Source organism: Tychonema sp. LEGE 06208, from assembly GCF_015207505.1.
In the GTDB taxonomy this organism is placed as follows: domain Bacteria; phylum Cyanobacteriota; class Cyanobacteriia; order Cyanobacteriales; family Microcoleaceae; genus Microcoleus.
This window is the reverse complement of record NZ_JADEWT010000108.1, coordinates 1-22,129: the sequence shown is the minus strand read 5'-3', so window position 1 is coordinate 22,129 and position 22,129 is coordinate 1. Positions and strand designations below refer to the sequence as shown.

Genomic DNA, 22,129 nt, shown 5'->3' with positions numbered 1-22,129 from the left:
AGCTTAACCTAAAAGAGCGCCTTTTTTTCTGTTCATTTTGGGTTCAGATTGCACTCACTTTTTTCGCTTCTCTGCTTTATTGCGTAAGCGTTGCTTGCCGAAGGCATCGCATCCTTCTTTAAAAACTCTCCGGAGTATTGAACTAAATGAGAGTGAAAATTAGGGAAAATTATTATTAGATGCAACTTGTGAAGCGCGCAGATATCACCTATCCAACTGACAGAGGTAGCATATCTTTAGAGCAAATATATTGATATACTTCCCGCGCGAGTCACCTGTGCAGTTATGCTGAAATCTGGAACTAGATGCTAGCTTTATCTGTAGGTATTACAGAAGGCGATCGCACGTTTTGAAACACAACTAAATGCGACTAATCAACTAATCTCCGTAAAAATTCATGAACTTAGGCAGGAGCAACCATTGGTAGGGATACTTTATGAATTGCCCTGCATAAGTCAAACTCAAAGGCGATCGCTCCTAATTCCACTCAAGTAGAACCCGCCAAGCCCACGCTCTAAAAACTATACATTTACAAAAACATTTGCCGTAAGCTGGCTTTGAGCAACCCCTTGAACGATACCCAAATAGTTAGTACCGAGTTTAATAGCCGTAGCACTGACAGGAGATCCTCCATTCAGATTCAAACTTACAGCTTCAAAGGTGAGGCTGGCAAATGTATTCCCCTCAGTTAAACCAATTCTGTCCCCATTAAAGTCTACAATCACATCTGCATCTGCTAAGCGGGCTGCTGCCGCCTGCCCGCCGCCTAGGATAAATGTATCGCTTCCGCCGCCACCTGTGAGGATGTCTTGACCGCGATCGCCACTCAGTATGTCATCGCCGTTACCGCCACTCAGGACATCATTTTCTTTACCGCCCCGAATATTGTCATTGCCCTCTCCTCCAGTGAGAGTATCGTTGTCATTGTTGCCGAATATCTGGTCGTCGCCAGCACCCCCGTCAATCTCATCCGACCCTTTACCGCCTGTTAAAGAGTCGTTGCCAGCCCCTCCGTCGATTGTATCGGCTCCTTGCATTCCGTTAATGTTATCAATGCCACTTGTCCCGGTAATATTGTCGTTGCCAGATAGCGCCAATATTTGTTTGCCAGCAGCAGCCGGAGGAAGTGATGACAGCAAAATATTGTCATTACTGTCTGAGAGGTTGTAAAACTGACCGCTAACAGTGTTTGCTGGTTGTCCGCTAGGACTCCCTGGGGCGGGGGCATTGATTGCAGGTGCCACGATCGCTACAGTTGTACCAGCAGTTGGTGTTGGGGTTGGAGTTGGTGTTGGTATTGGTGGTGTTGGTGTTGGGGTTGGAGTTGGTGTTGGTATTGGTGGTGTCGGTGTTGGTGGTGTGGGTGTTGGTGGTGTCGGTGTTGGTGGTGTCGGTGTTGGTGGTGTCGGTGTTGGTGGTGTCGGTGTTGGTGGTGTCGGTGTTGGTGCGATAATGGGGGTGTCGCCACTCCGGGGGGTCAACGTGACAGTACCTTGAGGAACGGTGACCTGTAGGTTGTAATCAGCAGGGAGACCTCCAGCTTTAGCACCGGTGACGCGGATTCTGTAGTTAGTATTTGCTTGGCGCGGGACTCCACTAAGCTGCGCGTCCGAACCGCCACCGCTGTTATCATCGGAAACAACACTGCCAGTATTAACGTTGACGACTTCCACATAAGGGTCAAAGCCATTTGTCGTGCTGCTGAGGTTAATGGTGAGAGGTTGGCCCACCAAGGATGTAGTTACTAGAAATTCATCAGCAAGTGTGTTGCCACCACCGGGAGCTGGAAAAGTAAAGTCTTTGCTGCCCTCCAATTTACCAGTTAATGTAACGGCCGGGGTGTCGGTTAGAGGGCTGCCACTAAAGTCGCTACCTCGCGGAACTAAACTGATATCGCCCGTAGGAATGCTTACCTGTAAATCGTAGGGATGAGTAGGCGGCGCGGCGGGCAATTGACTAAAGCTGGTGACGCGGACTTTGTACTTAATGCCACCGGCAATTGTGAAAGAATTAGGAATGCTCGGATCGTCAAGACCAACATTGGCAGGCTGACCGGGTGCAATCACTGAGTTCAAATTAGCGCCATTATCGTCGGAATCAGCAATGACCTGACCCGTCTCGGCATTTATAACTTGCAGGAACGTGTCATATTTGGCGGAATCTTGAGCTGTAAGAGCAAGCGTGACAGGTTGCCCGATCGCAGATGTATTTAAGTCATATTCATCAGCCCGCGCGAAGCCGCCGCCGCTGGGAGCTGGAAAAATAATGTCATTGCCATCGAGTTGACCAGTTTTTGTATCAGTATTTGCCATTGGAATTGACCTCTCTAAGTAAAGTTGGAACCGAATGATGCTTTAATTTCCCTGACTCAGCATCGATACTGTTGGAAGTAACAGTAATTTGTCTGTTAATTGGCAGGTAGCTATTAATAGACAAGCCAACCTAAAGCAATAAGATATTGCTACACATCTCGCGCGAGTCACCTGTGCATTCATGCTAAAATCTGAAACTAGATGCTAGCTTTATTTGTAGGTTTTACAGAAGGCGATCGCACATCTTCAAACACAAGTCAATGCAACTAATCAACTAAATTCCGTAAAAATTTCTGAACTTACCCCGGGTAGACCAGTGATAGGATCTACTCCTAAATTACCCTAGACAAAATAGACTTTACAACTTAGTTTGCCACCCGTCATAAATTTTCTTCCTACGAGCGCGTCTAATAGACTGAACTTTGCATGAATCAGTTTATCTTTGGCTGATTAACTATCACTCTACTGTTTCCTATAAGCAAGTTCAATACTTCTGCTATTTGAATTATATATATATATATATGTGTTATAAATAAAACTTATTCAAATTGCATCGCCCTACTACTTGAGTTCGGACAGGTTAATTTGTTGTAAAAAAATAACTGCTACTTTTTCCTCGCACCAGCAGGCAAATTTTTACCGAGGTGCGCGACACTCCACCGTCACAAGCAGCGAATCAAATATTTCTCGCTGTCACGCACCATACAATTACTACTTTTTACCGTTCTGGGAACAACTGACAGGATCTGTTAGTTGGCTGATTTGCCCACTCCAAACGAGAATTGCCAAATCGATCCATCCAAGCTTCCAAATAAGCCCGATTAGCCTTTTTTTCCTCTGGATCTGAGGTATTCATCGGATGAGGTGCTAAACCCAAAATAGTCGAAGTCGTCACGCAAAACATCGACTTCTGAAAACTTTGGCAAATTTGCACGCGCACATCATCTTCGCCGCGACAACTACTGCGGTAAATTTCTTGCAAATAATCCGGCAGAAAATGCCGCATATCTTGCATTAATTGAGTGGGCGGAATGCCTGCGCCTCCGATGGGCAAAGGGTCAGCAAATAAGGCCCCGTAGCCAAAATCTTTTTGTTCTTCGGGGATTTGATGTGCTTGGGCGTTGTATGAAACTACTCCAAAAAATGCAGTACCTCGAAAGAAAATTGCCTCTACATAAGGGACTGCTACATCTGCTAAAAATGTCAAACCTGCCGAGGCTGGAATGATATCGTAGTCTCGATCGCCAATTTTGACGCTGTAGGTGATTGGTAGACTGGCGGCACCGACCAAACCTGCTAAGATAAAATCAACTACGTCAGCGATCGACTTAATTTCACCTGCTTCGTAGCGATCGGACAAATCGATAAATAAATCGCTCATTACCCGCCAAAACTGACCCAGCCCGGTGTAGTAAGCCAGCATCCGCACTTGTTCGGGCAAAAAATTAGGGAAGACTTTGTGCAGTCCCTGCATGAAAAAATTGCCTTTTAACTTAGCTGCGATCGCCTTTTGTGTCAAACTGCTAAATTCCGGGGAATCCAAATAACTGTCCAAACCCCCGCCGCCGTGCCAAAGCATGGTTCTCATCACATACTCAGCATACTCAAAATTAATGCGGTCGTGCCACAAATAGCGGATTAATTTCGGTCGAGTCACTTCTCCGTTAAAATATTTAAAAAACGGAAAAAGCACTAAGAATTGTTTTTCAGCGATGTAGTTAAGATTGAGTGAGTAGGCATCTAGAACTACACCGTAACTTTTGAGAATGCCGACTACTTCTACTACATTTTCCGTTGATTCTGGAAGCAAAGCTTTGCCTGATTCCAAGATGTCAATGTAGGCGGATAGAGGATGGGCAGAGGGTTTTAATACGGTAGTTGTCATTAGATTTCAACCTTCATTGAATAACTGTTTTATTACCGAGAAATTCAGAATCCAGAGCAAGGTTTGATTGTTTGGACTTCAGTCTTCAGAATTTAAAGAGGGCTGAAGTCCGAACGATCGCACCTACGGAAGATTTCACTCCAAGTTGTGAGCAACTTGTTGAACTTGTGCGGGCACAGCCGATACTAAGCCGATCGCAGTTTTCTCGCTCAAAGCTACTAAAACTCCAGGCTGCACTCCCATGATGGCGATAATTACTGCTAAAACCAGCGAAGGAATGCGATCGCGCCAGCGGACTTGTGGCAAATTCACCACCAAATCGGAAAGGCGGCCGAAAAAGGCGCGGTTGACCATAATTAAAAAGTAAACTGAAGTCAAACCAGTGCCGATCATGCAGAGCACAGTTTGCACTGGAAACACTGGTAAACTGCCCCGAAAAATCAAAAATTCAGCAATAAATCCCGATAACCCCGGAATGCCGGCACTTCCCATCACGCCGAGGATCATTAAACTACCAATCATCGGTAAACCGCGATCGGGATTGAACAAACCTTTGAGCACGTCGATGTTGCGGCTTCCAGATTTTTTGTAAACAATACCGACACTCAAAAATAGCAGCCCTGAAATTAAACCGTGGCTAACCATTTGCAAAACAGTGCCGATCGTACTAATCTCTGTAGCTGCGGCGCTAGCTAACAAAATGTAGCCCATATGAGCGATGGAACTGTAAGCTACAATTTTTTTCATATCTTTTTGGGCGATCGCGCAACTCGCCCCGTAAATCACGCTTACCACCGCCCAACTCGCCAACCAAGGCGCAGCCACCGCCCACGCATCGGGGAACAAACCCAAACCAAAGCGCAGCATTCCGTAGGTTCCCAACTTCAACAGCACCCCCGCTAACAGCACAGAAACAGGAGTCGAAGCTTCTACGTGAGCATCCGGCAGCCAAGTATGAAAAGGTACCAAAGGAATCTTAATTCCAAAAGCTAGTAACACCCCAGCCAGCAACACAAGTTGCCTCACCAAAGGTAAAGGCAATCCACCTTGTAAATGCGATGCACCCGCTGCACCAACCATATCGAAACTAGAAGCACCGCTGAGCCAAACTACTCCCAAGAAAGAAGCCAGCAAAACCATGCCAGAAAATGCAGTATAGATTAAAAACTTAGTAGCAGCATAACCCCGGCGCTCGCCGCCCCAAATCGCAATCAACAAGTAAAGCGGAATCAATTCTACCTCAAAAAACAGGAAAAATAGCAGCAAATTTTGAGATAAAAAAGCTCCCGTGACTCCACCACTAATTAACAGCATCAAAGAATAATAAAGTCGAGGTCTGCGGATCGAATCATCCGTAGCGTAAATAGCGACCCCTGTCAGTAGAGTATTTAAAATCACCAAAGGCAGAGACAAACCATCAACACCGAGATTGTAATTCAATCCCAAAGCATCGAGCCAAGGAACAAATTCCGAAAACTGCAACTGACTCGTACTGATATCAAACTGAGCAGCTACAATCACCGAGAGAATAAAAGTCACGCCCGCAAGGACGAGAGAGGCATTCCGAACTACTTTAGAACTCACCGCACTGGGCCAGAACCCAATCAGAGCGGCGGTCAACATTGGTATCCAGATTAAAGCACTGAGCATCAATTCAAACTTCCCTTGTTACGCAGCTTTTAGAACTATATTTAACATTAACGCAAAGGAACTGCATAAAAAAGCGATCGCTCAATTTTCTTGTTAACATAGATGCCAATGACTCTGGAATCGTCCTATAACCTGAAGTATTAGCGATCGATAAGATTTGCCAATTAAATGGGATCATCTCATTTTTGCAAAAAATATCTTTTCTTGGAGTGCGAGCGTCCCCGAAGAGCGAGTATTATACACCTCGCTCTTCGGGGACGCTCGCATTACGACACAATTTCAATACCCGAACTTTTACCCGATGGGAAAATTCCGCTTGCACAATTGTGACCAATTGACATCAAATAAAATTAGAAAAAAAGCCGACAAACTCAAAACAATTCCTCTGCATTTATCCTCGTAAATCCGCCTTTCATTTGCGGTTCAAAAAAGCCAAATAATCAGCCCTAGCAACACAGCAACCCCCCCCGCAATAGTCAACACATAAAACTGCGACTGACCGGTTCCGCTGTACTTCAACCCTTCGCCGCTGAAAATTGTGGCAAAACCGAACAAATTCACCACCCCGTCTACTACGTACTTGTCAGTCCAAGCACTGATTTGAGCAATAGAAGCCACGGCCCAAACCACAGTCAAGCGGTAAACTCGATCGATATAAAAGTCGTAAGCAAACAAATCCTGCACCGCCGGCAACGGCAGCCGTACCGGTCTAGGTAAAACTCCGTACCAATAAATCGCCACCCCAATCGCAACGCCAATAAAGCCAGATAACATTAAAAGCGGAACATTTAGAGTTTTTAACAGCAAATTTAAAGTATCAAAATCCCCGGTTTTCGCCCAAGGCCCAGTCCAACTAATTAACAGTTGCCACCGCTGCAACATCCAAGGCACCAACAGCCCGATCACGGTCAAAGTTACCATCGGTAATGCCATAGTCCAACCGACTTCTGGAGCTCTGCGAGTTTTCGGCTGCGGTTTTCCTGCAAACACTAAACCGAATACGCGAGTTAAATTTAGGGCTGTTAAACAGTTAACCAAAAGCAATACAACTACCAACCACAAGGGCACTGTCCAAAAACCGTTGAGCCAGCGCCGCATCGCCCAAAAGTTACCCATTGGTAATAGCGCTACCATCCCTGAAGCGCCTACTAAATAAGCCATTGTTGTGGCAGGCATCTTTGACCACAACCCACCCATTTCTGTTAAATCTTGAGTGTTGGTTGTCAGAATCACTGACCCTACGCTCATGAATAATAGTCCTTTGGCGATCGAGTGCGCGAACAGCAGCAGCAAAGCAATATCAACTTCATTGAGCCCCACCGCGATAAACACTAAACCCAAAGAAGCACTGGTAGAATGCGATAAGGCTCTTTTGAGGTCGATTTGGGCGATCGCCACCAAGGAAGCCCCAACCGCCGTCACCGCACCCAAAACCACCAACACCACACCAGTCACCGGCGACAGCGCTAAAACAGGCTGAAGTTTAATCAAAATATAAGCGCCAGCACCTACAACAACCGTATTCCGCATAATCGAAGCCGGGTTGGGCCCTTCCATCGCCTCGTCTAGCCACAAATGGAACGGAAATTGAGCGCACTTGGCTGTAGGTGCAGCGATTAAAGCCAAACCTAAAAGAGTCGCTACCAAAGGAGACAAAGTTGCAGTTTCCGCCCATGTTTCTAAATCGGAAAAATTCAAACTTCCCGCTAAAGTAGAAAGCGTCACTACTCCCATCAGCAGCGGTACGTCTCCTACACGCTTTGTTAAAAACGCATCTCTAGCCGCCGTTACTACCAGGGGTTGAGCGTACCAAAACCCGACTAGCAAATAAGTTGAAAGCGTCAGCATTTCCAACAAAGCGTAAGTTAGCAGCAGCGAGTCGCTAATGGCAATCCCGCTAATTGCTGCTTCAAAAAAACCCAGCAGCCCAAAAAATCGAGCTAGCGCCCAGTCTTTTTCCATGTAGCCGATAGCGTAAATTTGTGCTAGCAGACTCAGAACTGTAACTAACTCCATTGCTCCGACGCTGATGGTGGAGATTTCTATGGCAAAAGACAAATTTAAATCTGCTGCTTGCACCCAGTGTACGAGCAACTGTTGGGGGGGTCGATCCCACGTGGCTCTAAAAATCACCGTTCCGTGGATGAAAGCCAATACAGTCATCAACAAATTGAAGTAAGCTGCAGGTCTCGGCCCTGTGGTGCGAACGGTTCCTGTAGACCACGGCAAAGTTAAAATTGCGCCAATTAAGCCATATAAAGGAACCCACCAACAGGCTTGGAGGAGAAATTCAGTCATTTAATTTATCCTTGAAACTTTAAATTACTGGCTGCCTCGATCCAAAGGCAGTTCCGGGCGATCGCCCGACACCCTAAAACTTTGACTGAACCCGATCGTATAGTTCTGGCAAAATAATTTGCACCCAAAATTAACTATACATTAAAGCATCAAAAATGATAATTATGTGACTACAAAATTACTGCCTTCTCAGAATCGGCAATCAAAGAAAAAAAAGACCGCAGATTGGTAAGCACTGCCTTTTGTGTCTGTTTCCTCGCGATCCCCCTTTGGAAATCCCCAAATTTCTCAACGTCGATCGACCCTGCCTTCACCTACCGAACTCTACTTTTAAGGTATTTTTACTCACTCGACTCCCCGATCGCCACCCACATCTACTCCTCTGAATCTTAAGATTATTAAATAAATATTAAATTATTTTAAGTAACATAAAAATTTTTAATTTTTGTTATTAAACATTATGATGTTAGATTATATTGTCAAGGTGGACAGCTTCCCCTATTCTATAAGGATAGGAAGCTTTACACTGCATTCCTAAATAATGTGGCCTTCCCCGTCCAAATTTTTAGATTTCTCAAAGATTTGTAACGGTAATTCCGCTCATGCTTAAATTGGAGATTCAAAAATGTCAATAGCCGTGGGAATGATTGAGACAAAAGGTTTTCCCGCCGTTGTGGAAGCTGCCGACGCTATGGTCAAAGCTGCTCGCGTTACCCTTGTGGGTTATGAAAAAATCGGCAGCGCCCGCGTCACAGTGATTGTGCGTGGCAACGTGTCGGAAGTCCAAGCCTCAGTCGCAGCCGGAGTGGAATCCGTCAAGCGGGTGAACGGCGGAGAAGTAGTCTCTACCCACATCATCGCTCGCCCCCACGAAAACCTAGAATACGTTCTGCCCATTCGTTACACAGAAGCAGTAGAACAGTTCCGAGGCTACTAAGTTCTTAGCCCACAGAAAATTAATTTGACGAAAAGTTGGACTAAAATCAGTACTCTCGTCAAAAATTAACAGTTTAGTTCCCCAAATATTCAATCAGGAGTAAAACCAATGGCAATTGCAGTTGGCATGATCGAAACCCTAGGCTTCCCCGCAGTCGTGGAAGCAGCAGACGCAATGGTCAAAGCAGCCCGCGTCACCTTGGTAGGGTACGAAAAAATCGGTAGCGCTCGGGTTACAGTCATTGTAAGAGGAGATGTCTCGGAAGTGCAAGCTTCCGTAGCCGCTGGAGTAGAGTCGGTGAAGCGCGTTAACGGCGGACAAGTGATGTCCACCCACATTATCGCCCGCCCTCACGAAAACTTGGAGTACGTGCTACCCATTCGCTATACCGAAGCTGTAGAACAGTTCCGTGAAGGCGTCAGCGGTATTCGTCCCCTCAACAGATCTTAAGACGGGCGATCGGCTGTTCGGGGCATTTGGTAATTAAAACTTGAAAATTAAAAATTAAAAAGCGCGAAATTTTTGATTTAGCATTTTTAATTTTTAATTGATGCGGGCATGGGATATTGGTTATTAGTCATCAGTCATCAGTCATTAGTCACGAGTCATTAGTTACTAGACGAAAAACTCTCTTTGCAGACATCGGACTGAGGAAAGCTAATTTAAAAAAGACAAGTGACAGCGTAAAAATGACAGTTACCAATTACCAATTACCAATTACCTAAAATGCAAATGGCCAAAGTTCTCGGCACAGTTGTCAGTACCCAAAAAGAGCCGACGCTGAGAGGATCGAAATTTCTACTCCTGCAATTCATCAATGAAGAAGGTTTGCCAGTTCCCGGATATGAAGTAGCGGCTGACTGTGTGGGCGCTGGTATAGATGAATGGGTTTTAGTGACCAAAGGTAGCGCAGCCCGGATCGCGCCCGGGAGCGAAAACCGTCCGATCGATGCTCTGGTAGTAGGCATTATAGATACTGTCAATGTAGAAAACCGCCTCATTTACAGTAAAAAAGACGACCCATACCGCTAGTTGACAGGAAAGCAGTTGACAGGAAAGCAATTGGCAGGAAAGCAGTTGACAGTTGACAGTTGACAGGAAAGCAGTTGGCAGTTGACAGTTGACAATGAACAGCTAACAGTGAACAGCTAACAGTGAACAGTGAACAGCTAACAGTGAACAGTGAACAGTTGACAGCTAACAACTAACAACTAACAACTAACAACTAACAAAAAAATTTTTCAGCTTAGGAGAACTTAATTTATGGCAGTCCGCAACGTTGCGGCTCCCCCGACGCCTTGGTCGAAAAACTTGGCTGAGCCCAAAATTCACGATACCGCCTACGTACATTCCTTTTCTAACATTATTGGGGATGTGCATATCGGTTCTAATGTGATGATTGCCCCCGGGACATCTATCCGCGCCGATGAAGGCACTCCTTTTTATATTGGAGGAGGAAGCAACATTCAAGACGGAGTAGTGATTCACGGCCTAGAACAAGGCCGAGTCACAGGAGACGACGACAAATCTTATTCTGTGTGGGTGGGGAAAAATACTTCGCTCACGCACATGAGTTTAATTCACGGCCCTGCCTACGTGGGCGACGAGTGCTTTATCGGCTTTCGCTCTACGGTGTTCAATGCCAGGGTGGGAAACGGGTGCATTGTGATGATGCACGTATTAATTCAAGATGTGGAGATTCCCCCCGGTAAGTACATACCTTCGGGAGCTATCATCACCAATCAGCAGCAAGCCGATCGCTTGCCAGATGTTCTAGATTCAGATGTAAAATTTGCGACCCACGTCATCGGCATCAATGACGCTCTGAGAACGGGTTATCGCTGCGCTGACAACATTGCCTGTCTAGCACCAATTCGCAACGAGCAAGCTAAAAACTCAAATATCACTCAAATGAATTATTCTACTCAAACCGGCAGCCAATTGAGTTCTTCTATAACTGATAGCATCCGCAATTTACTAGCCCAAGGATACAGCGTGGGAGCGGAACACGCCGACGCGCGCCGCTTCCGTACCGGTTCTTGGCGCACTTGCGGCCCGATTTCCTCAACCCGCGACTCAGAAGTAATCGCAGCTTTGTCGGCTTGCATGGCCGACCACCAAGGAGAATACGTCCGCTTGATCGGGATTGACACCAAAGCCAAGCGCCGCGTACTCGAAGAAATTGTCCAAAGACCGGGAGAAAACGGCTCTAGCGGTTCTAACGGCGCAAAAACTCACCAATCTAACGGTCAATTTGCACAAGCTTCTCACCGCAATACCGGTTCTGCCTCCAGCAGCGGCAAATTGAGCGCGGAAACAGTGGCGACTGTTCGCGGCTTGCTAAGTCAAGGTTACAAAGTGGGGACGGAACACGCCGACGCGCGCCGCTTCCGTACCAGTTCCTGGCAAAGCGGGGCTTCGCTGCAAACGAGAAATGAATCTGAGGCGATCGCCGCTTTAGAATCTGTGATGAACCAATATCCTGGCGAATACGTGCGCTTGATCGGGATTGACCCGAAAGCTAAACGCCGCGTGGTTGAAGAAATTATTCAGCGTCCCGACGGCCCAGTAGCTCAATCGGCTCAGTCTGGTGCAACCTCGGGATTCAAAGCAGGGAAAGGTAAAGAAGCTTACACAGGTGCGGTCGCCAGCAGCGGCATCTTGACCGGCAAGGCGATCGACCAAATCCGCAACCTGCTCTCCCAAGGCTACAAAATTGGCACCGAACACGCCGACGCGCGCCGTTTCCGCACCGGTTCTTGGAGTAGTTGCGCGCCGATCGACTCCAACCGCGAATCCGAAGTAATTTCGGCTCTCGAAAGCTGTCTCCAAGAACACAGCGGCGAGTACGTCCGCTTGCTCGGTATCGACTCCAAGGCCAAACGTCGCGTACTCGAAGAAATCATCCAGCGCCCTTAAGAACGCCTGGTAATTAGCTTGTTTCTCCCGTTAAGTGCTCGCGTTGGGCTAATGGGAGAACCAACCCTAGGATTCAAGTTTGGTTTTAGAGAGTTAAACAGTTCGATTGAGAATTTTTGGGAAAAATTTAAGATTTTCTCAAACTTTATAAAAAATCTTAAAGCCCGAACAAAATTTAGGCAAAAAAGGTTTGATGCGTTACTTACATGGGTAAGGTACGCAAGTTTAAGCCTGCGTAATTTAGGTTTAGATTCAGTCTCGATCGAGCTTTTCAATATTAGTAATTTCTCGTTTATTGGATGGATGCGGTTAATTTTTTTGAGTCAATAAAACCCATAAATTAAAGTCCTTTTCTCTAAAAAAATAGCTCATTTCATGGTAAAGTTGAATGTATTTATCGCCACTGCAATTAAGTAGCAACTCTCAGATTTTGATGAGTGGCGATGTGGTTGTGAATGAAAGTGCGGCGATCGCCCCAGGAGTCATCCTGCAAGCAGATCCGGGAAGTCGGATCTCGATCGCCGCCGGTGCGTGTATCGGGATGGGAACTATCCTTCACGCCCGTGAAGGCGATCTGGACATCGGGGCGGGCGCGATTCTGGGTGCAGGGGTGCTGGTAGTAGGTGCGGGGACGATCGGCGAAAATGCCTGTATAGGCGCGGCGACAACCCTGATTAATCCTTCTATCGACAAACTGCAAATTTTGCCAGCCGGTTCTCTGATCGGAGATACCAGCCGCCAAGTACCAGCAGAAGTAACCGCAGAAGCAGAAGCACCCCCGGAACCGGAACCGGAACCTCCCCCAGTTAGTACGCCAGCCGTCGATCGACCGATCGATGAGCCAACCGCCGCCGCCCCTACACAGCCTCAAACACCGCCGGAGACATCCCCACAACCGCTGCAAGACACTGCCTCAGACCAGCCCCAACCAGCAGATACCCCAACTATTCTGTACGGCCAAGCTCACATCAATCGGCTGCTGGGGACGCTGTTTCCGCACCGACAAGCTTTTAATCGATCGGAGGAAAACGGTCAAACTCTCTCGGGCGGTTCCGGGTAGCGGTAAGTCGATTTGAGAATATTCGATTTGAGATTTATTTCGCAGATCGATCTGAGAGATTGAAATTTTGTCTAAATTTTGGGCTTGACCCTCAAAACTGTCAAGGGCTTGTATTGACAATGTTGGGGCGTGGTCATTTCAGCAAAAGGCAGCTATGCTGAAGGCAGAATAAAAAAAATATAAATAGGTAATCTTATATTATTGGTAGCTCAGCAATTTTTAAGGCTTTGCAGCAGAAATCTGTGTCTGGCAGCTCGTGCAGTCTGTCTTGTCATCTGAGAAACTACAATTATCCACAAATTTTAATTTTGAGAAGTTTCTAAAGGTAATTGAAGATGGACGGACAAATAGATCGTAAAATTGACCCCGATCGCTCGCAGCGCCAAGAATATTTCAAAGATACTGCTTTGGGTTTGGTATCTACCAAGAGTTTTCCGGCAATTGTCGGGACTGCTGACATGATGCTGAAGTCGGCGGGGGTGATTTTAGTAGGATACGAAAAAATTGGTTCCGGTCACTGTACGGCGATCGTCCGGGGCAGAATTTCGGACGTGCGTTTGGCTGTGGAAGCAGGAGCTCAGACAGCAGAACAGTTCGGACAGTTTGTTTCTAAATTGGTGATTCCCAGGCCTTTGGCTAATTTGGAAGTGGTTTTGCCGATCGGCTTCCGGCTGACTGAACTCTCCGAAAGCGGCAATTATTCGCGGCTGAGCAATCAGGCGATCGGTTTGCTCGAAACGCGGGGATTTCCGGCAATGGTCGGTGCTTGCGATGCTATGCTCAAATCCGCAGACGTACACTTGGCCGCCTACGAGAAAATTGGCGCAGGTTTGTGTACGGCAATTATTCGCGGTGCAGTTGCAGATGTCGCAGTCGCCGTAGAAGCCGGGATGTACGAAGCTGAACGCATTGGCGAGTTGAACGCGGTGATGGTAATTCCGAGGCCTTTGGAAGATTTGGAACAAACTTTGCCGCTGGCGAGTTGCTGGATAGAACACCGCAAACCTGTGATGATGCCAATCTCTGTTCAGGAAAAGGAAAAAGAATTGGTCGAACTTCCAGATTTGGAGAAATTGAGAGTTTATGTGGAAGAGGAAGTCGAGCGGTAATCGGTAATTTTTCAAAGAAATGGGTTTAAAACCCCGTCGTTCTAGGACGGCTTTAATTCCTTCTGAATTTTCCTGACTGTGTTAAAATAGTATGGCATACTAAAGTAGTAAAACAGCTAAAAAAAATGAAAGCAAGGTTCCAATACAGATTCTATCCAACCGATAGACAACGCCATAGTTTGGCTCAGTTGTTTGGTTGTGTAAGAGTTGTTTGGAACGATGCCTTGGCTGTTAGTAGATGTGGCAAATATCCTGAGTACAACACTCTATCCAAGTCTCTAACTATATCTAAAAAGACAGAAGAAAGGGCATGGTTGAACGATGTTTCGTCCGTGCCGTTGCAACAATCCCTCAAACAGTTAGAGGTTGCTTACAAAAACTATTTTGATTCCCTAAAAGGGAAGAGAAAAGGCAAGAAAGTGGGTCAACCAAAATTCAAAAAAAAGACTAACAGTCAGTCTGCAACTTTTGCTAAAACAGGTTTCTCTATCAAAGGTGAGTCCGTGTACTTAGCAAAAATTGGAAATCTTAGCCCTATTTGGTCTAGGGAGTTACCATCAGAGCCTAGCTCTGTAACTGTACTAAAGGACTGTGCTAATCGCTATTTTTTAAGCTTTGTAGTAGAAGTTAAGCCCGTTCAAATTGATGCTAAAAACCCAAGTGTCGGAATTGATTTAGGGATTAAAACTTTTGCTGTGATGAGTAATGGGGAAAAAGCTAAAAGTCCAGACTATAAAGTGTTAGATCGAAAAATTCGTAAACTTCAAAAAAAGCTAGCTCGGCAATCTAAAGACTCGAAACGCAGAAATAGAACTCGGATTCAGATAGCCAAACTGCACAATCAAATTGCAGACACCCGTAAAGATTTCTTGCACAAGCTGTCAACCAAAATTGTTAGTGAAAACCAAACTATCGTTTTGGAAGACTTAAATGTGTCTGGAATGGTCAAAAACCGCAAACTTGCTAGAGCTATTAGTCTTCAGGGATGGAGAGAATTCCGAACTTTGTGCGAGGCAAAGTCTGAGAAGTTTGGTCGAGACTTTAGAGTAATTAGTCGCTGGGAGCCTACCAGTCAAATTTGCTCAGATTGCGGCTTTAAGTGGGGAAGACTGGATTTAAAAATCAGAGCGGTTCAGTGTTTGAATTGTGGCACTGAACACGAGCGCGATGAGAACGCTGCAAAAAATATAAACAAAGTCGGGATAGGGCATTGCCACGACTATAAACGGGCGCAGAGACAGAGTAAGACTATTTCGGTAGCATCAGTCAGTGAAGCGTCAAGAATCACCGCCCTAAAAGTGCGGTGAGTATGTCAACTAATTAGCCAGCAAAATTTTGTCAATATCTGCTGCGAGAAATACTGAGTTGAAATTGCTAAACAAGATATAAATTTTACTCAAGAGAAATGCGTGCAACAATTTATACCGAGGGGTGCGTCAAGCTTAATTTTGCTACCCGTGCCGATCGCACCTACATAGAGACACACAGAGCACCAGCGCCAACTAAAATGTTGAGCGAAAGTCGTAGCGTAGCGGGGCGTAAGCCATCGGGTAAACAATCGAACTCATAAATTAAATCCAGCCGAGGCTCGTGCTCTTTCAACATGATTTAACTGCTGTTAAGATCGACCTAAATCCTGTTTTGGGTAGATTTCCTGGAATAACTCAAGAGTTACTCTGGGTGTAAATGGATGCTGTTTCAACAGATTAACGTCTGTCGAACTCAACACAGAGTACAAAGGAATCTCTCCCCAGAATCAAGGAATCCTGAAAGTTAACCCCACCCAATAACCGACACCGTGCCGCCGACATTATAAATGTGCAGTTCCCAACACTTTAGACGCTTGTTCAAACTCCGGTGATTCACCCAGCAGCAAGTCAATCTAAAATCTAAAACTTGTTCAGAGCGAAGCCGAAGTATCTAAAACTTGTTCAGAGCGAAGCCGAAGTATCTAAAATCTCAAATCAACTCACCTATGAACCTCAAACAATTTTACAAGCGCGGTTTACATAGCGCCAAGAAAGGAAACTACGAAGCGGCGATCGAAGACTTCGATCAGATACTGCAGGAAAATCCCGCTGATGCCAAAGCATATAACAATCGCGGCTTAGTCTACTATTACATGAAAGATTACCAAAGGGCGATCGAAGACCTCAGCCAAGCACTAGATATCAATCCTAATTTGTTCGAGGCTTATCTGAATCGAGGTAATGCTTGGCGGCATCTCGGAGAAAACGACAAAGCCATTGAGGATCTCAACTGCGCTTTAGCAAACAAACCTGACAGTCACGCTATTTACAACAACCGGGGACTCGTACTTGCTAATTTAGGACATTACGAAGAAGCAATAGAAGACTACAATCAAGCTCTCTCGATCAATTCCCACAATTATAAAACCTATTACAACCGGGGGCGGGCTTACTACCTTTTGGGAGAAAAAGAGGCAGCAATAGAGAACTTTAATGAAACGCTGCGGTTGAATGCTAGATATATCAAGGCTTACATCAATCGCGGCCTCTGTTACCACCAACTAAAAGACAATACGCAGGCGATCGCCGATTACAACACTGCACTAGGCATCGATCCAAAAAATATTTATGCGTATTACAACAGAGGATGCGTGCGCTATAAATTAAAACAAATGCAGCTAGCAATAGAAGACTTTGACAAAGCAGTGGAACTAGATCCAAACTATGTCAAAGCTTATCTCAACCGAGGTTTAGCGCTGTACAAACTCGGAGAGATCGCAGCAGCCAACAAGGATTTTTACCACGTCATGTGCATTAATGCCGAAGCTTATTTATACTACCAAGCCCAGCGCTGCACGCCGGATATTAATTCCTACTTTAAGGAAGCGCCGCAGATGGAACAGAATAATGCTGTCGAATACTACAACACAACATTAAATACAATGTCAACTTCTCTAAGTTCGGCAGCATTAAACTCGATTTGGAATCAAGAAGATTTGGAAAGCAGAGACTCAATTATCTGTGAAGGTGAATTTCTCAACGAGTGAAGTAGTCAGTAGTCAGTAGTCAGTAGTCAGTAGTCAGTAGTCATTAGTCATTAGTTATTGGTTATTAGTTATTGGTTATTGGTTATTGGTTATTGGTTATTGGTTATTGGTTATTGGTTATTGGTTATTGGTTACTTGCTACGAATTCCCAATTTCCACTTCTCAATTCCTAATAACAACTAACAACTAACAACTAACAACTAACAACTAACAACTAACAGCTAACAGCTAACAGTCAACAGCCAACAGTCAACAGTCAGCAGTCAGTAGGGGCGGTGCCAAGAGTGCCCGCCCTTCTTAACAGTCAACAGCCAACACTCAACACTCAACAGTCAACAGTCAGCAGTCAACATAAAAAATTAAAGTCCTTGCAGTTTTTTGCAGCAAGGACTTTAATCGTTTATCCCTGAGTTTTAAGGACTTGCATTCGCAACCATCGCACTTTAAATACTAGCCATCACTTCGCGCGCTGCCGCCAAAGTGCGATCGATATCCTCATCAGTATGAGCCAAAGAAGTAAATCCAGCCTCAAACTGCGAAGGAGCCAGATAAATACCGTGCTCTAACATTCCGCGATGAAAGCGGCCAAACTTTGCTACATCAGACTTCTTAGCATCATCGTAATTGTGAACCGGGCCCGCCGCAAAAAACAAGCCAAACATCCCGCTAATTTGCCCGCCACAAACCGCGTGTCCCGCTTCCTTAGCAATTTTCAGCAATCCGTCGGACAGTTTTTTCGTAATTCTATCCAACTGTTCGTAAGTGCCAGGTTTTTGCAGCAATTCCAAAGTTTTAATCCCAGCAGTCATCGCCAAAGGATTTCCCGAAAGCGTACCAGCTTGATACACCGGGCCCGCTGGAGCCACCATTCCCATAATATCGCGCCGTCCGCCGTAAGCTCCCACCGGCAAACCGCCGCCGATAACTTTACCCAAAGTTGTCAAATCTGGGGTGACACCGAATTTTTGCTGAGCTCCGCCGTAGGCGATGCGGAAACCGGTCATTACTTCATCAAAAACTAACAAAGCACCGTTATCTTTGGTAATTTCCCGCAAACCTTCGAGGAAACCCGCATCCGGTACAATAAATCCGGCATTTCCTACAACTGGTTCGAGAATTACGCCTGCGATTTCGCCCGGATATTCGGCAAATAAAGCTTTGACTGCTTCTAAGTCATTGTACGGAGCGTTGAGGGTGTTGGCGGTAGTGGATTTTGGCACTCCCGGAGAGTCGGGAAGCCCGAGAGTTGCGACACCGGAACCGGCTTTTACCAAAAACATATCGGCGTGCCCGTGATAGCAGCCTTCAAATTTAATCAATTTATCGCGTCCGGTGAAGGCTCGCATCAGCCGCAAAACGGCCATGCAGGCTTCGGTGCCGGAATTGACAAATCGCACCATTTCAATGCTGGGAACGGCATCAATCACCATTTCGGCGAGCACGTTTTCCAACAGCGAGGGTGCGCCGAAACTTGTACCTTTTTCTAAGGATTCGTGAAGGGCTTTGATGACTTCTGGGTGGGCGTGGCCGCAGATGGCTGGCCCCCAAGAGCCTACGTAGTCAATGTATTGGTTGCTGTCAACATCCCAAATGTAGGCTCCTTTTACCCTGTCAAAGACTATTGGCCCTCCGCCTACGGATTTGAAGGCGCGCACGGGGGAACTGACGCCACCGGGCATCAATTTCTGGGCGGCGGCAAAGATTTCTTCTGATTTGGTGGTTTTCAAGTGTGTTGTGGAAACCAATGTTTTCTCCTTAGTGAAGGTCTGTTGTTGCTAGAATACTTTTATAGCGACTTCAGGATAATGGTTAGGTCGATTTAAAGAAACTATGTTAATTGATTTTAGGATACAAACCAATCCGTAGCAATACTAGGTTAGGTTTTTCAGGCTTTGTACTGCTGGCACCGATCGCACTCAATTGTAATTTTTTGTAAAATTGTTGTTGACAATTTGTCCCTAACTTGCTATGTTGCCACAGGTGTCGATCGCCAAAAAGCTGTGTCTTCAGTAACTCGCTTCTGGCTTAAAGATTAGCTATCTCTTCTTTTCTTTTGTTTCTCTGTCTCAAGAGCGTCCTCTGCGGTTAATGAAAAGAATTGTCGGACAAAAAAGCGTAAATCTCTACTATCAAAGTTGAAATAAAATTATGTCTGCTACGGATTTGTCTAGTTTAAGCCGATCGATTCCCATTGAAAAGATTCGTTACGACGATCGCGGTTTAGTGCCGGCGATCGTCCAAGATTATTTAGACGGTACAGTGTTGATGATGGCGTGGATGAATCGGGAATCGCTGCAAAAAACGCTGGAAACCGGGAAAACTTGGTTCTGGAGTCGTTCTCGCGCCGAGTTGTGGCCGAAAGGGGCGACTTCGGGACACTTTCAAAATGTCAAAGGGCTGCGTTACGACTGCGATAGCGATGCTTTGCTGGTGACAGTGGAACAAGTCGGAGATATTGCTTGTCACACGGGTGAAAGAAGTTGTTTCCACCAAGTTGATGGGGAAATTTCACCGCCGCCGGGGGATATGTTATCTCAATTATTTGACGTGATTTGCGATCGACGCGACAATCCTAACGAAACTTCTTATACTTGCAAGTTGTTCGAGGGAGGCGACAACAAGATTCTCAAGAAAATTGGCGAAGAGTCGGCGGAAGTTGTGATGGCTTGCAAAGATGACGACAAAGACGGGATTGCTGGGGAAGTTGCCGATTTATTTTATCACGCTTTGGTTGCTTTGGCTCACCATCAAGTTGATTTGAGAGAAGTATATCGCAAATTGGGCGATCGCAGAAAATAATCGTTTGTAGTAAGGACTTTAATCCTTAAGTTGCCTAAATTTATGACAAAAAATTGAAGTCCTTACTACAAACAGATAATAGTGTCGCCACTTTTTAGAAAGTAAAAGTAGTGCGAAGAACGCCTACTCCTACAGTGTCATTATCCTTAGTACCTTCAGGATTGAACAACACAAAAGCCCCCGGTGTAATGCTGATATTATCGTTAACTTTGAAACGATAATAAGCCTCCAAATGGTAAGGAGTTGCTTTGTTGGCCTGAAAACGAGCACCGCCACTTACCGAATCGCGATCCAAAGGCTGTCCAAACAGAATACCTGCATTATTTCCTGATTTGAACAAATCTCGGAAATGTAAACCAAACATCCAACTGTTGAAAGTTGTAGAAGCATTGCTTCTTTCAGCATCAGCAATTATCCAAGCTCCATAGGTAGAAACAGCAACTTTCGGAGAAAGCCGCCAGGTTGCAGTACCGCCAAACGAATTGAGCCTCACCCCGCCGTTAACAGGTTCTCTATCTCTTCCCAAAATAGAACCCAAATCCGCATCAGATAATCCTGTAGCCAGAATATTCAATTGGTGGCGGCTGTAAGCGTAATTCAAACCAATGTCAATACTGCTAGTTGGTTTAATCGTTAACTGCGCCGCAGCAACCGTACTTCCCTCAAATAAACCAGCCCCCAACGGAGTAGCTGGAAAGCCTAAATCGTTAGGCAAAGCAGCATTTACACTGCCGTACAAAGCTGTGAGATTGAGCTTTTTAGAAATGTTCCAAATAAACCCGCCAGCCGATGCCAAACCGCTGCCAGAAGTGCCGCCCGATACGCGCACTACAGGGTTGTAACCTGCAAATCTAGAAATAGATTCTTGCCCTTCTCCTGCAAAAGGAGTGATTGCTTGAAAAGCATCGGAAGTTTCCGCCTTCGGGCCAGCAAATAAAGTGATGCTGTTAGAAACTGGAAAGACGTAAAGCAGTTTGTAAAGTTCAACTGTGTTAGCTCCGATGCTAGATAAATTCTGAGGGTTGATTCCGGGAAATTGCGGCTCAAAACTCAGCCTTGCCTGACTGTCAGATAAACCGCTAAATGCTCCCGTTGACAAACCCAAATCTGGCCCGAAGCTGCGAATGTTGTAAGCTTGCAAGCCTGTGATTAATGTGTCTTTGCCGGTGAAACTGGTAAGGAGATTCAGCCGCACTCGGTAATTGAAGACTGTCTGAGTATCGCTGTTATTGTTTTTGGTAGTGTCGGCAACACTAAAAATGGCTTCGCCGCTGAGTTTAGTTGTTGTCGAAAATTGATTTGCTTCTAATTCGGCGGTGCGGGATTCTAAAGCATCGACTCTACCGCGCAAAGTTGCCAATTCTGCTGCAAATTCTTCTTGCAATCTTTGGAGAGAAGCTAAATCTTCTTTGGTTGCTAAATTTCCCGTACCGCTTTTAATTAACTCTGTTACCTTATCCAAGCAAGCATTTAAACCGGCGGCGAATTCGTAGCGAGTCATTGCCCGATTGCCTCGGAATGTGCCGTCTGGATATCCCGCTATGCAGCCGTATCTTTCTACGAGAGATTGCAGGGCTTGAAATGCCCAGTCTGTCGGGCGCACGTCGGAGAGTTGCGAGACAGATGTTACTTGTTCGAGTTCGGTAGATTCGGGAGTTTGGCTGTTGGTTGGTGCGGGCTCTAAGGAAGCGCTGTTTTCGATTTCAGCTAACTTTTCTGAAGTAGGTGTTTGTGTTTGAGCAATGGCTGGTGCCGGGCTTAGGGCGGGAATCTCAGATGTGGTTTCTGTGACTTCGGCTGGTGCCGGGTTTTGGGCGGGAATCTCAGATGTGGTTTCTGTGACTTCGGCTGGTGCCGGGTTTGGGGCGGAAATCGCAGATGTGGTTTCTGCGATTTCGGCGGGGGCTTGGTTGGCTGGTGTTTCGGCTAAGTTTAATGAATCTTTTGGGGAATTTGCTGCGGTTAATGCTGCTGTTTCTGGCTGATTGAGGTTGGCGACGCGATCGTCTGTTGATGTCAGGGTAAACGCATCTTAATTTCAACCTAAAACATGATAAGATGAAGTATTGGGCTAAATCAAGTGCGTAATTAGGTGCGATGGATGGCAAAAGGGTTTACTTCGACTTTAACTGCCCAACAAAAAA

General features: G+C 45.8%; 16 protein-coding genes. 10 read left to right on the top strand and 6 right to left on the bottom strand.

What is annotated here, in order from left to right; all coding sequences use genetic code 11:
* Window positions 1-521: 521 nt before the first annotated feature.
* The 4 genes from IQ263_RS22695 to IQ263_RS22680 form a co-directional block, all read right to left on the bottom strand.
* On the bottom strand, window positions 522-2,312 hold the full coding sequence (locus tag IQ263_RS22695; RefSeq protein ID WP_194070436.1) for a calcium-binding protein: 1,791 nt from the start codon (window positions 2,310-2,312) through the stop codon (window positions 522-524).
* A gap of 718 nt (window positions 2,313-3,030) precedes the next feature.
* On the bottom strand, window positions 3,031-4,197 hold the full coding sequence (locus IQ263_RS22690) for a CO2 hydration protein (RefSeq protein ID WP_194070435.1): 1,167 nt from the start codon (window positions 4,195-4,197) through the stop codon (window positions 3,031-3,033).
* Window positions 4,198-4,332: 135 nt separating this feature from the next.
* The gene (locus IQ263_RS22685; protein ID WP_194070434.1) at window positions 4,333-5,847 is read right to left on the bottom strand and encodes an NADH-quinone oxidoreductase subunit M; all 1,515 of its coding nucleotides are present in this window, start codon (window positions 5,845-5,847) and stop codon (window positions 4,333-4,335) included.
* 423 nt (window positions 5,848-6,270) lie between these two features.
* Entirely contained in the window at window positions 6,271-8,145 is a 1,875-nt protein-coding gene (locus IQ263_RS22680) for an NAD(P)H-quinone oxidoreductase subunit F (RefSeq protein WP_194070433.1), read from the bottom strand.
* Window positions 8,146-8,770: 625 nt separating this feature from the next.
* Here IQ263_RS22680 and IQ263_RS22675 point away from each other — a divergent pair.
* The 9 genes from IQ263_RS22675 (at window position 8,771) to IQ263_RS22635 (ending at window position 17,186) form a co-directional block, all read left to right on the top strand.
* Window positions 8,771-9,082: a carbon dioxide-concentrating mechanism protein CcmK gene (locus IQ263_RS22675; RefSeq protein ID WP_006635059.1), complete on the top strand. Its 312-nt coding sequence runs from the start codon at window positions 8,771-8,773 to the stop codon at window positions 9,080-9,082.
* Between the two features lie 108 nt (window positions 9,083-9,190).
* Window positions 9,191-9,532 (top strand): carbon dioxide-concentrating mechanism protein CcmK, encoded by a 342-nt coding sequence (locus IQ263_RS22670; RefSeq protein WP_006635058.1) that lies wholly within the window; start codon window positions 9,191-9,193, stop codon window positions 9,530-9,532.
* 276 nt (window positions 9,533-9,808) lie between these two features.
* A complete protein-coding gene (gene ccmL / locus IQ263_RS22665) occupies window positions 9,809-10,114 on the top strand; it encodes a beta-carboxysome shell vertex protein CcmL (RefSeq protein WP_194070432.1) in 306 nt (101 codons plus the stop codon).
* 231 nt (window positions 10,115-10,345) lie between these two features.
* A complete protein-coding gene (gene ccmM, locus IQ263_RS22660) occupies window positions 10,346-12,001 on the top strand; it encodes a beta-carboxysome scaffolding protein CcmM (protein ID WP_194070431.1) in 1,656 nt (551 codons plus the stop codon).
* Window positions 12,002-12,389: 388 nt separating this feature from the next.
* A complete protein-coding gene (gene ccmN, locus IQ263_RS22655; protein WP_194070430.1) occupies window positions 12,390-13,061 on the top strand; it encodes a beta-carboxysome scaffolding protein CcmN in 672 nt (223 codons plus the stop codon).
* Window positions 13,062-13,396: 335 nt separating this feature from the next.
* Window positions 13,397-14,170: a beta-carboxysome assembly protein CcmO gene (gene ccmO, locus IQ263_RS22650; RefSeq protein WP_194070429.1), complete on the top strand. Its 774-nt coding sequence runs from the start codon at window positions 13,397-13,399 to the stop codon at window positions 14,168-14,170.
* 125 nt (window positions 14,171-14,295) lie between these two features.
* On the top strand, window positions 14,296-15,477 hold the full coding sequence (locus tag IQ263_RS22645) for an RNA-guided endonuclease InsQ/TnpB family protein (RefSeq protein WP_194070428.1): 1,182 nt from the start codon (window positions 14,296-14,298) through the stop codon (window positions 15,475-15,477).
* A 98-nt stretch (window positions 15,478-15,575) separates the two neighbouring features.
* The gene (locus IQ263_RS22640) at window positions 15,576-15,740 is read left to right on the top strand and encodes a hypothetical protein (RefSeq protein ID WP_194070427.1); all 165 of its coding nucleotides are present in this window, start codon (window positions 15,576-15,578) and stop codon (window positions 15,738-15,740) included.
* A 405-nt stretch (window positions 15,741-16,145) separates the two neighbouring features.
* Complete coding sequence (locus IQ263_RS22635) at window positions 16,146-17,186, top strand: tetratricopeptide repeat protein (RefSeq protein WP_194070426.1); 1,041 nt, start codon at window positions 16,146-16,148, stop codon at window positions 17,184-17,186.
* A gap of 443 nt (window positions 17,187-17,629) precedes the next feature.
* On the opposite strand, the gene hemL is transcribed toward IQ263_RS22635, so the two are convergent.
* Window positions 17,630-18,931, bottom strand: coding sequence for a glutamate-1-semialdehyde 2,1-aminomutase (gene hemL / locus IQ263_RS22630; RefSeq protein WP_194070425.1), 1,302 nt, complete (start codon window positions 18,929-18,931; stop codon window positions 17,630-17,632).
* 403 nt (window positions 18,932-19,334) lie between these two features.
* On the opposite strand from hemL, the gene hisIE reads away from it, so the two are divergent.
* On the top strand, window positions 19,335-19,985 hold the full coding sequence (hisIE, locus tag IQ263_RS22625) for a bifunctional phosphoribosyl-AMP cyclohydrolase/phosphoribosyl-ATP diphosphatase HisIE (protein WP_194070424.1): 651 nt from the start codon (window positions 19,335-19,337) through the stop codon (window positions 19,983-19,985).
* A gap of 94 nt (window positions 19,986-20,079) precedes the next feature.
* Here the strand turns inward: hisIE and IQ263_RS22620 are convergent, their stop codons facing one another.
* Window positions 20,080-22,005: an iron uptake porin gene (locus tag IQ263_RS22620; protein WP_445286300.1), complete on the bottom strand. Its 1,926-nt coding sequence runs from the start codon at window positions 22,003-22,005 to the stop codon at window positions 20,080-20,082.
* Window positions 22,006-22,129: the final 124 nt, after the last annotated feature.